Source organism: Arthrobacter sunyaminii (genome assembly GCF_018866305.1).
Taxonomy (GTDB): Bacteria; Actinomycetota; Actinomycetes; order Actinomycetales; family Micrococcaceae; genus Arthrobacter_B; species Arthrobacter_B sunyaminii.
The window spans coordinates 3,100,625-3,113,815 of the sequence record NZ_CP076456.1 but is presented as its reverse complement, the minus strand read 5'-3'; the positions used below and the strand labels follow the sequence as shown (position 1 = coordinate 3,113,815).

At 65.8% G+C, this 13,191-nt stretch carries 15 protein-coding genes; 11 read left to right on the top strand and 4 right to left on the bottom strand.

Annotation, left to right across the window (positions count from 1 at the left end; translation table 11 throughout):
- Positions 1 to 2 precede the first annotated feature (2 nt).
- Both KG104_RS14015 and KG104_RS14010 read right to left on the bottom strand, forming a co-directional pair.
- A complete protein-coding gene (locus tag KG104_RS14015) occupies positions 3 to 329 on the bottom strand; it encodes an FmdB family zinc ribbon protein (protein ID WP_207347918.1) in 327 nt (108 codons plus the stop codon).
- Between the two features lie 98 nt (positions 330 to 427).
- A complete protein-coding gene (locus KG104_RS14010) occupies positions 428 to 1,051 on the bottom strand; it encodes a 5-formyltetrahydrofolate cyclo-ligase (protein ID WP_207347919.1) in 624 nt (207 codons plus the stop codon).
- 78 nt (positions 1,052 to 1,129) lie between these two features.
- On the opposite strand from KG104_RS14010, the gene galU reads away from it, so the two are divergent.
- The 11 genes from galU (at position 1,130) to KG104_RS13955 (ending at position 11,555) form a co-directional block, all read left to right on the top strand.
- Entirely contained in the window at positions 1,130 to 2,035 is a 906-nt protein-coding gene (gene galU / locus KG104_RS14005; RefSeq protein WP_104052674.1) for a UTP--glucose-1-phosphate uridylyltransferase GalU, read from the top strand.
- A 4-nt stretch (positions 2,036 to 2,039) separates the two neighbouring features.
- The gene (locus KG104_RS14000) at positions 2,040 to 2,654 is read left to right on the top strand and encodes a GNAT family N-acetyltransferase (RefSeq protein WP_104052673.1); all 615 of its coding nucleotides are present in this window, start codon (positions 2,040 to 2,042) and stop codon (positions 2,652 to 2,654) included.
- Positions 2,655 to 2,741: 87 nt separating this feature from the next.
- Positions 2,742 to 3,812, top strand: a complete 1,071-nt coding sequence (locus KG104_RS13995; RefSeq protein WP_207347920.1) for a hypothetical protein — start codon at positions 2,742 to 2,744, stop codon at positions 3,810 to 3,812.
- A gap of 25 nt (positions 3,813 to 3,837) precedes the next feature.
- Entirely contained in the window at positions 3,838 to 5,037 is a 1,200-nt protein-coding gene (locus KG104_RS13990; RefSeq protein ID WP_207347921.1) for an aminoglycoside phosphotransferase family protein, read from the top strand.
- A gap of 58 nt (positions 5,038 to 5,095) precedes the next feature.
- Positions 5,096 to 6,022, top strand: a complete 927-nt coding sequence (locus KG104_RS13985; protein ID WP_207347922.1) for an N-acetylglucosamine kinase — start codon at positions 5,096 to 5,098, stop codon at positions 6,020 to 6,022.
- Entirely contained in the window at positions 6,015 to 6,467 is a 453-nt protein-coding gene (locus KG104_RS13980) for an NUDIX hydrolase (protein WP_207347923.1), read from the top strand. Before KG104_RS13985 ends, KG104_RS13980 begins: the two co-directional genes overlap by 8 nt.
- Before the next feature lie 115 nt (positions 6,468 to 6,582).
- Positions 6,583 to 7,725, top strand: coding sequence for an ABC transporter ATP-binding protein (locus tag KG104_RS13975; RefSeq protein ID WP_273545195.1), 1,143 nt, complete (start codon positions 6,583 to 6,585; stop codon positions 7,723 to 7,725).
- Between the two features lies 1 nt (position 7,726).
- A complete protein-coding gene (locus KG104_RS13970; RefSeq protein ID WP_207347924.1) occupies positions 7,727 to 8,500 on the top strand; it encodes an ABC transporter permease in 774 nt (257 codons plus the stop codon).
- 10 nt (positions 8,501 to 8,510) lie between these two features.
- Complete coding sequence (locus KG104_RS13965; protein WP_237688599.1) at positions 8,511 to 9,296, top strand: ABC transporter permease; 786 nt, start codon at positions 8,511 to 8,513, stop codon at positions 9,294 to 9,296.
- On the top strand, positions 9,293 to 10,255 hold the full coding sequence (locus KG104_RS13960; RefSeq protein WP_104052668.1) for an ABC transporter substrate-binding protein: 963 nt from the start codon (positions 9,293 to 9,295) through the stop codon (positions 10,253 to 10,255). The genes KG104_RS13965 and KG104_RS13960 overlap by 4 nt, the downstream gene beginning before the upstream one ends.
- A gap of 82 nt (positions 10,256 to 10,337) precedes the next feature.
- Positions 10,338 to 11,555 (top strand): pyridoxal phosphate-dependent aminotransferase, encoded by a 1,218-nt coding sequence (locus KG104_RS13955; RefSeq protein WP_207347925.1) that lies wholly within the window; start codon positions 10,338 to 10,340, stop codon positions 11,553 to 11,555.
- Between the two features lie 45 nt (positions 11,556 to 11,600).
- Here the strand turns inward: KG104_RS13955 and KG104_RS13950 are convergent, their stop codons facing one another.
- Both KG104_RS13950 and xseA read right to left on the bottom strand, forming a co-directional pair.
- Positions 11,601 to 11,840: an exodeoxyribonuclease VII small subunit gene (locus tag KG104_RS13950; protein ID WP_104102740.1), complete on the bottom strand. Its 240-nt coding sequence runs from the start codon at positions 11,838 to 11,840 to the stop codon at positions 11,601 to 11,603.
- Positions 11,841 to 11,881: 41 nt separating this feature from the next.
- Positions 11,882 to 13,171, bottom strand: a complete 1,290-nt coding sequence (gene xseA / locus KG104_RS13945; protein WP_207347926.1) for an exodeoxyribonuclease VII large subunit — start codon at positions 13,169 to 13,171, stop codon at positions 11,882 to 11,884.
- Between the last annotated feature and the right edge of the window lie 20 nt (positions 13,172 to 13,191).

Sequence of the window (13,191 nt, the reverse complement as noted above, 5' to 3'; positions counted from 1 at the left end):
CGCTAAGCGGCGGAAGAGCCCTTGCCTGAGGACGAGCCGGAGGATCCTGCGGACGCGGAAGAAGTTGCCGGTGCCGGTGACGAGGTAGCTGTAGAGGCAGTGGACGAAGCACTGTCAGTCTTGGCCGGTGCTGCCGGAAGGGTGCTCTTGGCATCGCGGGAATCAGTGCGGTAAAAACCCGACCCCTTGAACACCACCCCTACACTGTTGAACTTCTTCCTCAGGTTGCCGCTGCACTCGGGGCAAACCGTCAGGGTGTCATCGGTGAAGGACTGCTGGATATCGAACGTGTGGCTGCAGTCCTTGCAGGCATAGGCATACGTAGGCACTGTTACTTACTCCTCCTGAAAACCAAGATGTCAGGGCCCCGGCCCGGCTGATTCACTGACTACTGTCAGGCCCGGCTGGCACTCGGTGCCCTTGAGTGCTAACTATACACCGGCCTAAGCGGCAGATTCGTCCACTGTGAGGGGGTCAGCACTGCGTTCACCGGCTGGTCCAGGGAATCGGATTCCCAGGACCCTGCAGACACAAATTCCTGGTCATAGACCACGCCAACCGCCGGGGCGGCGTTACCCATGGCCCTGAAACCGGACAGGAACCGGTCGTAGTAGCCGCCGCCCTTGCCCATCCGCATCCCCTCGGCATCAACGGCCAGGGCCGGGATGAGGAGCAGTTCGAGGTTTGGGAGGTCCTGCACTGACAGCCTGGGCCCGGCAGGTTCGGGAACGGACGGGAATAACCCGGGTACGAGGGATGATTCGGGTGTCCAGCGGCACCAGGAAAGCTGGCGCTCAGGCTCGCAGACCGGAACCACGACGTCGTATCCCCCCGCGTGCAGTCCTGCCAGCAGCGGACCTGTGTCAGGTTCACGTCCGGCGGACAGGTACGCGGCCACCGTGGCAGCGGGGGACACCAAACGCGGAATGACGGTGAAAGCACGGGCTGCCAGCGACCGGCCGGCAACCAGCGCAGCGGCGGATGGCAGCTCCCGCCGGCGCCGTCGATATTCGTTCCGGGCCTGGTCCTTGGAAGCAGCAGAGTGAGGCATCCGACCATTGTCCCAACCGCGGCGTGAAAATGGCGCGCATTTGGTGGAATGGGGCCCCGCTTATGTACTCTTACGGACATGACTTCACGTGCCACCGTAACCAAAGCCGTAATTCCCGCAGCCGGGCTGGGTACCCGTTTCCTGCCGGCAACCAAAGCCATGCCGAAGGAAATGCTGCCGGTAGTGGATAAGCCCGCCATTCAATATGTGGTGGAGGAGGCCGTCAATTCCGGTATGTCCGACATCCTGATGATTACCGGCCGTAACAAACGATCCCTCGAAGACCACTTTGACCGCGTCCCTTTTATCGAAAAGACGCTTGAGGATAAGGGCGATCTCGAAAAACTTGCACTGGTGCGGGCGGCTTCTGAACTCGGCGAGATCCACTACCTGCGCCAGGGTGACCCCAAGGGTCTGGGACACGCCGTGCTGCGGGCCAAGCTTCACGTCGGAGATGAGCCGTTCGCTGTACTCCTCGGTGATGATCTGATTGACGCCCGTGACGAACTCCTGACCAAGATGGTCGAGGTCCAGGCCAAGACCGGCGGTTCGGTTATTGCCCTCATCGAGGTGGAGCCGGAGCAGATCAGCGCCTATGGCTGCGCCGACATCTCCGTGGTCGAAGGCGAAGACTACGTCCGTGTGAACAAGCTGGTGGAAAAGCCGGATGTTGCTGACGCACCGTCCAACCTTGCCGTTATAGGCAGGTATGTCCTGCACCCGGCGGTGTTCGATGTGCTGGAGGAAACCGGCCCCGGACGCGGCGGAGAAATCCAGCTGACCGATGCCCTGCAGACCCTGGCCGCACGGGAAGAGGGTGAAGGCGCCGGCGTGTACGGCGTCGTGTTCCGCGGCCGCCGGTATGACACCGGTGACAAGCTGAGCTACCTGAAAGCCGTAGTGACGCTGGCCTCCGAGCGCGAGGACCTCGGTCCGGACCTGCGCGAGTGGCTCAAGGACTTCACCGGTACGCTCGAAAGCTGATGTCGTGTGGGGGTCGGCCATCTGGCCGGTGACGCTGGAATGCGGCGACCTGGGGCTGCGCCCCATCCGCTACCGCGACCGGCGCGAGTGGACGGACCTCCGCATCCGCAATGCCCAATGGATGGCGCCCTGGGAAGCAAGCAATCCGCTTCCCGGCGGCGACCTTCCGTCCTATGCGGCTATGGTGCGCAGCCTGAACCAGCAGGCGCGCCAGGAAACAGCACTCCCTTTCCTCATCACTGAACGCGAGGGACTGCGTTCTGCGCCGGCGATTGCGGGGCAGCTGACCGTGTCCACCATTGTCTGGGGATCAGCCCGCATGGCCACCCTGGGGTACTGGGTGGACGAAGCGAGGGCCGGCCGGGGGATCGCGCCGACAGCGGTTGCTCTGGCTACGGACCACTGCTTTGGTGCCCTTGGACTCCATCGGATGGAAATCAACATCAAACCGGAGAACGCCGCCAGCCTTCGCGTTGTCGAAAAGCTGGGTTTTCGTGATGAAGGGCTGCGGAAACGATATTTGCACATTGCCGGTCAATGGGCTGATCACCGCAGCTTTGCCCTCACTACCGAAGATGTTCCGGAGGGATTGCTGACCCGCTGGCTGGCCAGGACATGACAGCAGGGCATCCTTTTTTGGCACTGAACTCCGACACACCGACACGAATGCGCAGTCACCTGTGCATTAGCTCATAACGTCGTAGTTGTGGACTTCCCTCTTAACAGCTCCCTGATCCTGGCCGTCACCGTTGGTCTCTGGCTGCTGTGGGTTGCCCCCTATATATTCCGCCTGTCAGGCACCGCACTGGTGCCGGCAGCCCACCGGCCGGCGGTCCGCCCGGCTCCCTCCTCAACAGCCATCCGCTCTTCCATCTCCGCTGATGGACTGTCCCAGCAGGGAAACACCACTATGTACAACGAGTCCACCTCGTACAACGAGTCCGCCGCCGGGCTTGGAAACCATGCTTCCCGGACACCGTCCCCGGACGCGCCGCGCGGGCACCAGGGCCCGCAGCCGGTTTTCCGCGTCCGTTACGGCCGCACCGCACTGGCCCTGATGGGTGCGCTGGCCCTGGCCGCAGTTGTCCTTGGACTCCCGCTGGCCGCTTTCGGTGCTGCTTCATGGTGGATGCCCCTGGTCGGAGTCGTCCTGGCCGGGGCCGCAGTTGCCTCGCTACGTGCCCTCGCGGTACGTGACCGACGCCGCCGCGTCGACGCAGCCTTTCGGGCTGCCATGAGCGCCGGGAGCCGGCACCAGCCGGTGTCAGCACCGGAGCCGGCGTACGAGGTGGACGAGCCGCAGGAAGTTTCCCCGGAGCCCGTAAGGCCGCAGCGTGAAACTGTCCTGTTTGACGCTGAAAGCACCCCGGGCGCCGACAGCGGGTCCGCCGCGGCCGGAGCTCCGGGTCAGGCCACAGTCTCCACGGCGCCCGGTTCTTCCGACCGACCGCTCACAGCAGCGGAACTGCGCAGTGCAGCCCTCGATTTCGCTGCCGCCTCAACCCCGCAGGGCCCTGCCGGACCGCCGAAAACCTCCACCACCCCGTGGGAACCGGTTGCAGTGCCCAAGCCGATTTATGTGGAAGCACCCGTGGCCCAGCGCCCGGCACCGGAACCGCTTGTTCCGCCGCAGACCCCCAAGCCTGCCGGCCGCACGTCCCTCCGCGCCGGGGTTACCCCCGCGGTTACAGAGTCCTCGGACTCCGCCGGAGCCGAGGCAGCTCCCGGGACCGGCAAGATCAATCTCGACGATGTGCTCCAGCGCCGCCGCGCTTAAGAAATCCCGTTTGGAAGGTCCGGGCATGTCCGGACCGCTGATGGCTGCGGTGCGTCCGCTGGGGTTGGTGCCCCTGTCCTGGAGCCACCTGCGCACCCATCACCGTCCGGGTGCAGGAATCAGTGCCTTGTACCGGGTCGAAGCAGTACCCCGCCGCGGTTCAGCCGACAGCGGCCGCCAACCCGTACAAGTGCAGGTGGGTGCAACCACCGCTGCATTGACCCCTGAACAAAGCCGCCGGACCGTGCGGGGCTCTGCGGACGGTACGGCAGTGAGACTCTGGGTGCATCCCCGGGACCCTGTCCTGTCGGGTTTGGCCTGGGCTACCAGCCCCGGCGCCGTGGCCCGGGACCTCTTTGACGCCGGAACGGACGGCGCCCGGGCGTCCTTGACCCTGGCGGCTTACCGGCCGCTGCGCCGCGCAGTCGTCCGCGGCACCTTCGAAGGTGCCACGGCCTACCTCAAAGTTCTGCAGCCGGGACTGGCTCCCGGGCTTCGCCGCCGGCTGGAAGCGGCGGCAGCTGCGGGACTTCCCGTGCCTGCGCTGCTGGAGATCCCCGTCGGAGCCGTTCCGGAGCCGGACAGTGTCCTGGCCCTGCGGGCACTTCCAGGCCGTTCCCTGCATCAGCACCTCCATGTGTCCCCGGATGATGTTGACCCGCGGTCGCTGCTCGATCTCCTGGCGGGACTGCCGCCGGAGGCACTGGCTTTTCGCCGCAGACCGGCATGGGCCGAACGCGTTGTGGACTACGCCGCGGGGGCCGCCGTCGCGTTCCCGCAGGAGGCGGAACGGATTACCCGGTGTGCCCGCGAAATCGACGCTGCGGTCCGCGCTGCCGATCCGGGCCCGCTGGTGACCGCGCACGGTGACTTTCACGGCGGCAACCTCCTCGTAGACAACCCAGGCCGGGCCGGGTGGAAGATCAGCGGAATGCTGGATGTGGACGCCCTCGGCCCCGGACACCTGGTGGATGATCTCGCTTGTTTTACGGGGCACCTGTTTGTTTTTGCGGCGGTAAACCCGCGGAGCCCGGGTCTGAGGGCCTCCGCGGACCGCTTTGCAGGCGCCTTCGCGGCCGAAACGGATCCCGCCGCTCTCTACTCCCGGGCGGCCGCCGTGGCGCTGACCCTCGTGGCCGGTGCGGCGGGGCGGGGAACGGAGGCAGCGGTCCGAACGCTGGCCGCAGCCCAGGAGCTTCTGGTCCGTTCCCGGGAACATTCCTGACCGCACCGAAAGCGCTCCGCAAGTGCCGCTCGGCGCTCCAGGAAAGTAGGGTGGACAAATGGACATTCTCCGCGGGGCACAAAGCAGCGGTTCCGGCCAGATCATCATTGGCCTGGACATCGGCGGAACCAAAACCCACGGGCTGCTCCTCGTTGACGGGGTTCCCGCCGGGGAAGCAGTGAGCGGCAGCGCCAATGTCCAGAACGTTGCCCCGGCGCAGGCTGCCGCCAACCTCGCCGAGATTTTTACGGCTTTGGGCTCCGTTCCGGCGAACCGCGTTATCGCCGGTTCCGGCGGCATTGACACCGCCGACGACGCCGACGCGCTCCGTGCGCTGATCAGCCCCCACGTTCCAGGCGCCGCGGTGGACGTCATCCATGACACCCGCCTGATCCTGGCGGCCGGACAGACGCCGGCCGGCATTGCCCTGATTGCCGGGACCGGATCCGTGGCGTGGGGGCTCAACCCGACCGGGGAAGAGGCCCGCTGCGGAGGCTGGGGTTACCTTCTGGGCGATGAGGGCAGCGCTTACTGGATGGCGCGTGAAGCCGTCCGGCATGCCCTGCGCCGCTTCAACCTTCGCCAGCAGCCGGATGAGTTGTCCGCCGCGCTGCTGACCGCCTGCTCAGTGACCGATCCGGAGCAACTCATCGCCCTGTTTCACGACACCGGCACCGGGCGCCGGTACTGGGCCTCGAAAGCCTCAGTGGTCTTTGATGCCGCAACGCAGGGCAGCGCCGCGGGCAGCGAAATTGTGGCGGCAGGAGCGCGTCACCTGGCGGGGCTGGCGGCGGATACTGCCCGGTTGCTGGACATTAGCGGCCCCGTGGTGGTTGGCGGTGGCCTGGGCATGTATCAGCCGCTGCTCCGGGACCGGCTGCGCCAGGACCTGGAACGCGCCGGGCTGACCGGCATCCGGTTCCTGGAACAGGACCCGGTGCACGGTGTCCGGTATTTGGCCGCGCAGGACGTCCAGCGTGGCTGAAAGTTTCGACACCCGGGTGGGCGCATACGCCGTCATCATCCGAAACGGCAGCATCCTGCTCTCGCACTGGCGTGACCACGGCTATTCCAGCTGGACCCTGCCCGGGGGAGGACTCGAGGTGCGTGAAGACGCGACCGCCGCCGTCGTGCGGGAAGTCCGCGAGGAGACCGGCTATTTTGTGGAACCGGAGGAGCTGCTGGGGGTGGACAGCATCTTCATCGAACCGGAGCACCGCTTTCCCGGCGAAAACCGGAACCTGCTCCACGCACTGCGGATCGTCTACCGTGCCCGTGTCCTGTCAGGGACGCTCACCCATGAGCTGGGCGGCAGCACCGACGAGGCAGCCTGGGTGCCGCTGGACCGGGTTCCCGAGCTGGGACCGGCACCCCTGGTGCAGGTGGGGCTGAAGATGGCAGCCATCCGCCCGGCTGTCCGTTCCGAATGATCTGCTGGACTACATCCACCGGGTGTCCTACCGTAAACACACGTCAGGACGGCCCGTCTGCGGACCCCCCGCGGCCAGAGGCGGGACTCCCGCACAAAAAACGGAAGGTTTCCCCATGACCCTGCCGGACTCCGCCCCGCGGGCCGTCGAACCGATGATCACCTTCCGCGGTGTCACCAAGTCCTTCGCCGGCTCGGCCTCGCCCGCCGTGGAGAACCTGAGCATGGACATCGACCGCGGTGCCGTCACCGTCTTTGTTGGACCCTCGGGCTGCGGAAAGACAACATCCCTGCGAATGATCAACCGCATGGTGGAACCCACGTCCGGAACCATCACAGTGGACGGCGCGGACGTCAGCGGGGTCAAAGCTCCCCAGCTCAGGCGGTCCATGGGATACGTTATGCAGTCCGCCGGCCTGATGCCGCACCGCACCGTACTGGACAACGTGGCAACCGTTCCGCGCCTCAACGGACAGTCCCGGACCAGCGCCCGTGCCCGTGCCGCAGAACTGCTCGACGTCGTCGGGCTGGCCTCTGCAATGGGCGGACGGTACCCGGCACAGCTTTCGGGGGGACAGCAGCAGCGGGTCGGCGTGGCGCGGGCGCTCGCCGCAGATCCGCCCGTACTGCTCATGGATGAGCCGTTCAGCGCCGTGGATCCGGTGGTGCGTGCCGAATTGCAGCAGGAACTGCTGCGCCTGCAGCGGGACCTGGCCAAAACCATTGTTTTTGTCACCCACGACATTGATGAAGCAACAATCCTGGGAGACAAGGTCGCGGTTTTCGGCGCGGGCGGACGGCTGGCCCAGTACGCGGCACCCGAAGAAATCCTGCGGGCCCCGGTGGATGACTTTGTGGCCGGCTTCGTGGGGCGGGACCGCGGGTTCCGGCATCTGTCCTTCCAAGCGGGAAACGGTGTGCCGCTGCATCCGGTGCAGCTCCTGACACCCTCCGAGCTGGCGAATCCTGCGGTGGCTGTGGAGGAGGACTGGGCGCTCGCGGTCGACGACGGCGGGCGGCCGCTGGGCTGGGTGCCGGCGTCCCGGCGCGCGTCGTTCACTGCCGCGGATCAGCTGGTCCCGGGAGGGTCGCTGTACCGCGAGGGGGAAACCCTGCGGCAGGCGCTCGACGCCGCACTGTCTTCCCCCGCGGGGCTGGGCGTAGCGGTGGACCCGGAAAACCGCGTCACGGGAACCATTAGGGCCGCCGAGGTGCTGGAACTCATCGAGCAGGCCAGGCTGCAGCGGAGTGCGGGCTGACATGGAATGGTTCCTCGCCCACACCGACCAGGTGTTCCGGCTGACCGGACTGCACCTGTACCAGTCCATCGTGCCGCTGGTGCTGGGCATCCTCATCGCGGTGCCGCTGGCAGCCCTGGTCCGCAACAGCAACCGCGTCCGCGGCATCATTCTTGCCGCCGGGTCGCTGCTCTACACGATTCCGTCCCTGGCGCTTTTCGTGACGCTGCCCGCCATCCTTGGAACCCGCATCCTGGACATCAGCAACATCATCATCGCGCTGACCATCTACGCCGTGGCGCTGATGCTGCGCGTGGCCGTTGACGCCTTCGACTCAGTGGACGACGGCGTCCGGCAGGCCGCCGTCGCCATGGGATACCGGCCGCTGCGCCGGTTCCTCACCGTGGACCTGCCGCTGTCCGTTCCGGTCCTGATTGCCGGGCTGCGGGTGGTGTCGGTCAGCAACATCTCGATGGTCAGCGTGGGCGCCCTCATCGGAGTGGAAAACCTGGGCTTCTTCTTCCGGGACGGACTGCGCCGCTACTTCATCACCGAGATTGTGGTGGGCATTGTTGCCACGCTTGTCCTGGCCTTCCTGATGGACCTGGTGTTCGTGCTGCTGCAGCGTGCGCTGACGCCCTGGCTGCGCGCCGGCCGGGTTCCGGGAGCCTCCGCAGGCATGTTCGGGTTGCGCAGGCGCGGGGACGCCGGCACTGCCGGCGTCCCCGGGACCAGAGACCAGGCCGCCCCCGGCACCCCGGCAGCGGCGCCCGACGTCGCACTGAAGGGGGCGTAATCCGGTGGCCGTGACGATTCCCCGCACCGAATACACCTCCACCAATGCCCTGGGGCAGGGCTGGGAATGGCTGACGGATCCCGCAAACTGGACCGGAGCCGCCGGGATTCCGGTGCGCACCCTGGAGCACCTGCAGTACACCGGACTGACTCTGCTGATTGCCCTGGCCATCTCCGTGCCGATTGGTTTGTTCATCGGACACACCGGCCGCGGCCAGGTGGCCGTTGTGACCATCTCCGGATTGCTGCGCGCCCTGCCAACCCTGGGCATGCTGACCCTCTTTGTCCTCCTGGCCGGCCTGGGCCTCATGCCGCCCATTTGGGCCCTGGTCCTGCTGGCCGTACCCCCGCTGCTGGCCGGCACCTATTCGGGGATTGCTGCCGTGGACCGCAGCATCGTGGACTCGGCCCGCAGCATGGGCATGACGGAACTGCAGATCCTGTTCCGGGTTGAAATCCCCAACGGGCTGAAGGTCCTGTTCGGCGGACTGCGGGGCGCCACACTGCAGGTCGTGGCCACCGCTGCCGTGGTGGCAACCATCAACCTGGGAGGACTCGGGCGGTACCTCATCGACGGACTGGCCGTTGGCGACTACGGCAGGGTCTTCGGCGGCGCGGTCATCATTGCCTTGCTGGCGCTTGCAGTGGATGCCGTGATTGCGTTGGCAGCACGTCTCTTGATTTCACCCGGGCTGCAGAAGGGCCGCGTCGCCGCGGCCGGTACAGCAGCTCCGACCGCACCTACACCCACCGGCGGCGGATTTTCCGCTGCCGGCTCACAAGGAGGAAAACAATGACGCAGCACAAGCGCCGGATTGCCCGGCCCAAGGGACTGACCGTTCTGGCCGGAGGCATCACCCTGGCCCTCGGGCTGGCCGGCTGCAGCGGCGGCGGAGGTGACCCGCTGGCCTCGGAATCGCCGTCGGAAAGCGCTGCGTCCGGGGCTGCCGAAACAATTGTGGTGGGATCGGCGGACTTCCCCGAATCCAGCACCCTGGCGGAGATCTATGCCGGTGCGCTGAACGGTGCCGGCATTCCCGCAGAGACCAAGCTCGGCATCGGTTCACGCGAGGTCTACCTCCCCGCACTGGAGGACGGCTCCATTGACCTGATCCCCGAATACACCGGCGCGCTGCTGGTGGGAGTGGACCCGGACACTGAACTCGTGGACGCCGGGGAGATCATTGATGCCCTGCCCGGTGCCCTGCCCGAGGGCCTGGTAATCCTCGAGCCGTCCGACGCCGAGAACAAGGATGCCATGGTGGTCACCAAGGCCACGGCGGAGAAGTATCAGCTGGAGAGCATCGAGGACCTGGCCAAGGTCTGTGACCAGCTGACGCTGGCTGCACCGGCGGAATTCGCGGAACGGGTCCAGGGCCTGATCGGGTTGAAGGACAAGTACGGCTGCGAGTTCAAGGAGTTCACGCCGATCGGTGACAGCGGCGGGCCGCTGACCGTGGACGCCCTGCTCAAGGATGACGTGCAGGTTGCAGACATTTACACCACCACCCCGGCCATTGTGGAAAATGACCTGGTGGTGCTGGAGGACCCGTTGCAGAACTGGCCCGCCCAGCAGGTGGTTCCGCTGGCCTCCTCGCAGGCCGTGAATGACCAGGCTGCAGAGGTGCTGAACAAAGTGTCTGCGGAACTGACCACCGAGGACCTGATCGACCTGAACCAGGCCGTCAGCGGAGACCAGAAGATGGATCCCAGTGAAGCAGCCCGCATGTGGCTGGAGGAAAAGGGCTTCGCCTAACCCTTGGTTCGCCGTTGTTACAGGGACCCCTTTCCGCTTCACATGTGCGGGGAGGGGTCCCTGCCTGTGGCACCATGTTTTCATGGCCGAATTCAAGCAGTCCCACAAGCTCCACAACGTTCTCTATGACATCCGTGGGCCGCTGCTGGAGCATGCACAGCGCATGGAAGCAGCCGGTCAGCGGATTCTGAAGCTGAATATCGGCAACCCCGCGCCCTTTGGTTTCGAGGCGCCGGAAGCGATCTTGGTGGACATGATGCGCCACCTTCCCAAGGCCCAGGGCTACAGCGATTCCCGCGGGATTTTCTCCGCCCGCACCGCCGTCGTCCAGTACTACCAAAGCCGCGGCATCCAGAACATTGACGTCGATGACGTCTACCTCGGCAACGGGGTCAGCGAACTGATTACGCTTTCGCTCCAGGCGCTGCTGAACAACGGCGATGAGATCCTGGTGCCCGCTCCGGACTATCCGCTGTGGACCGCCTCCGTCTCACTTGCCGGCGGAACCGCTGTGCACTACCTGTGCGACGAAAACGAGCACTGGTGGCCGGACGTCGAGGACCTTGAGTCCAAAATCACCGACCGCACCAAGGGGATTGTCCTGATCAACCCCAACAACCCCACCGGGGCGGTCTATCCGGAGCACGTCGTCAAGGCGATCGTGGACCTGGCCCGCAAGCACGGGCTGATCATCTTCTCGGACGAAATCTACGAAAAGATTTTGTACGACGACGCCGTGCACCTGAACTCAGCCACGATCACCGGCGAAGATGTCCTGTGCCTGACCTTCAGCGGCCTGTCCAAGGCCTACCGGATTGCCGGCTACCGCAGCGGCTGGATGGCCATCTCCGGACCGAAACATGAGGCCCAGGACTACATCGAGGGCATCAATCTGCTCGCGAACATGCGGCTGTGCGCCAACGTTCCCGCGCAGCACGCCATCCAGACCGCACTGGGCGGCTACCAGAGCATCAATGACCTGATCCTGCCCGGCGGCAGGCTCAAGGCGCAGCGCGATCTGGCCCACAAGATGCTCAACGACATTCCCGGCGTGAGCTGCGAGCTGTCCATGGGGGCCCTGTACCTGTTCCCGAAGCTGGACCCCGAGGTCTATCCGATCGCCAGCGACGAGCAGTTTGCCCTGGACCTGCTCAAGCAGCAAAAGATCCTGATCTCCGTGGGCACGGCCTTCAACTGGGTGCGGCCGGACCACTTCCGGATGGTGACCCTGCCCAACGTGGATGACATCGAGGATGCCATGGTCCGGCTCGCCGAGTTCCTGAGCACCTACAAGCAGTAGGCCTGTTCGGGGCAGGCCTATTCAGCTGAGGCTATTCGGCTGAGGCTATTCGCCGGCGGCCGCCTCGCGGGCAGCATCGAGGCGGCGGCGGGCACCTTCCAGCCAGGACTCGCAGCGGGTGGCAAGCTGCTCGCCGCGCTCCCACAGAGCCAGAGATTCCTCCAGGGAGGCGCCTCCGGTTTCCAGCCTGCCGACCACGGAAACCAGTTCGTCCCGGGCCTGCTCGTAGCTCATGGCTTCAATGTCTGCCGGGATGGTTGATGCTTCGTTTGCTGCGGGGTTCATTTTCGGGTCTTCTTTCGGTTGGAGCTGTTGATTCTGCATGTTCATGCGCCGGGCTTTTCTTCAGCCGGCGCTGCTGCCGTGGCGGCCAGTTCGCCCACGGCAACCCGGATGCGCAGGTGTGCGTCGCCGGGAACGGCCGCTGCCTCCCGGACCACGGAGCCGTCGGCCAGCTGCACGACGGCGTAGCCGCGGTCCAGTGTGTTCTGGGGTGAGAGGGAGCGGACCTGCGCCCGCAGGTACGCGATCCGGTCGGTGTCCCGCCGCACTTCGGAAGTGATGCAGGACAGGGCGCGCTCGCGCAGGCGGGACACGTCCTGCTGGCGCAGATCCACCATGGTTTCCGGAGCGGCCAGCACGGGACGGGACCTGATGTGGTTCAGCCGTTCCATCTCCCGGGCGACCGTCAGGTCCACGATGCGCCTCAGCTGGGCACGGGCTGCACCAATGCGCTGCAGCTCCTCGCCGACGTCCGGAACAATCCGCTTGGCAGCATCGGTGGGCGTAGAGGCCCGGAGGTCTGCGACCTCGTCCAGCAGCGGCCGGTCCGCTTCATGGCCGATCGCGCTGACCACCGGCGTCTGCGCGGCGGACACGGCCCGGACCAGATCCTCGTGGCTGAACGGCAGCAGGTCCTCCAGGGACCCGCCGCCGCGGGCAATCACGATGACGTCCACTTCCGGCATGGCATCGAGCTGGGCCAGCGCCCGGGTCACCTCCGACACGGCGTTGACGCCCTGCACGGCTACTTCGCGCACTTCGAAGACCACGGCAGGCCAGCGCAGGGACGCGTTGCGGATGACGTCCTTCATGGCATCGGAGTTGCGTCCGGTAATCAGCCCAATCCGGTTCGGCAGCAGCGGCAGCGGCAGCTTCCGGTCCTCCCGGAACAGCCCTTCGGCGGCCAGGGCCTGGCGCAGGCGCTCGATCCGGGCCAGGAGATCACCGATGCCCACCGGGCGGATGTCCCTGGTCTGCATGGAAAGCCGTCCGGTTTTGACCCAGAAATCGGGCTTGACCTGGGCAACCACCCGGGCGCCGCGTTCCAGCGGCAGCTCCAGCCGGTTCATGACCGTGCTCCACACTGTCAGGGACAGCGAAATCTCCGCATCGACGTCGCGCAGTGTGATGTAGGAGGCGTTGGCCCGTTTGTTCAGCTCGATAATCTGCCCCTCCACCCAGGTGGCAGGGGCGCGGTCGATGTAGCTTTTCAGGTTCCTCGACAGCAGCTGCAGCGGCCACGGATTCTCGGGACTGGTTTCCGCGGCGGTCTTCGGCAGGCTCGTCGCAGCGGCGGACTCATCGGGTTCGGTGCGCTCTATGGGGTCTTGCATAAGTTAATGTCTATCAGGTG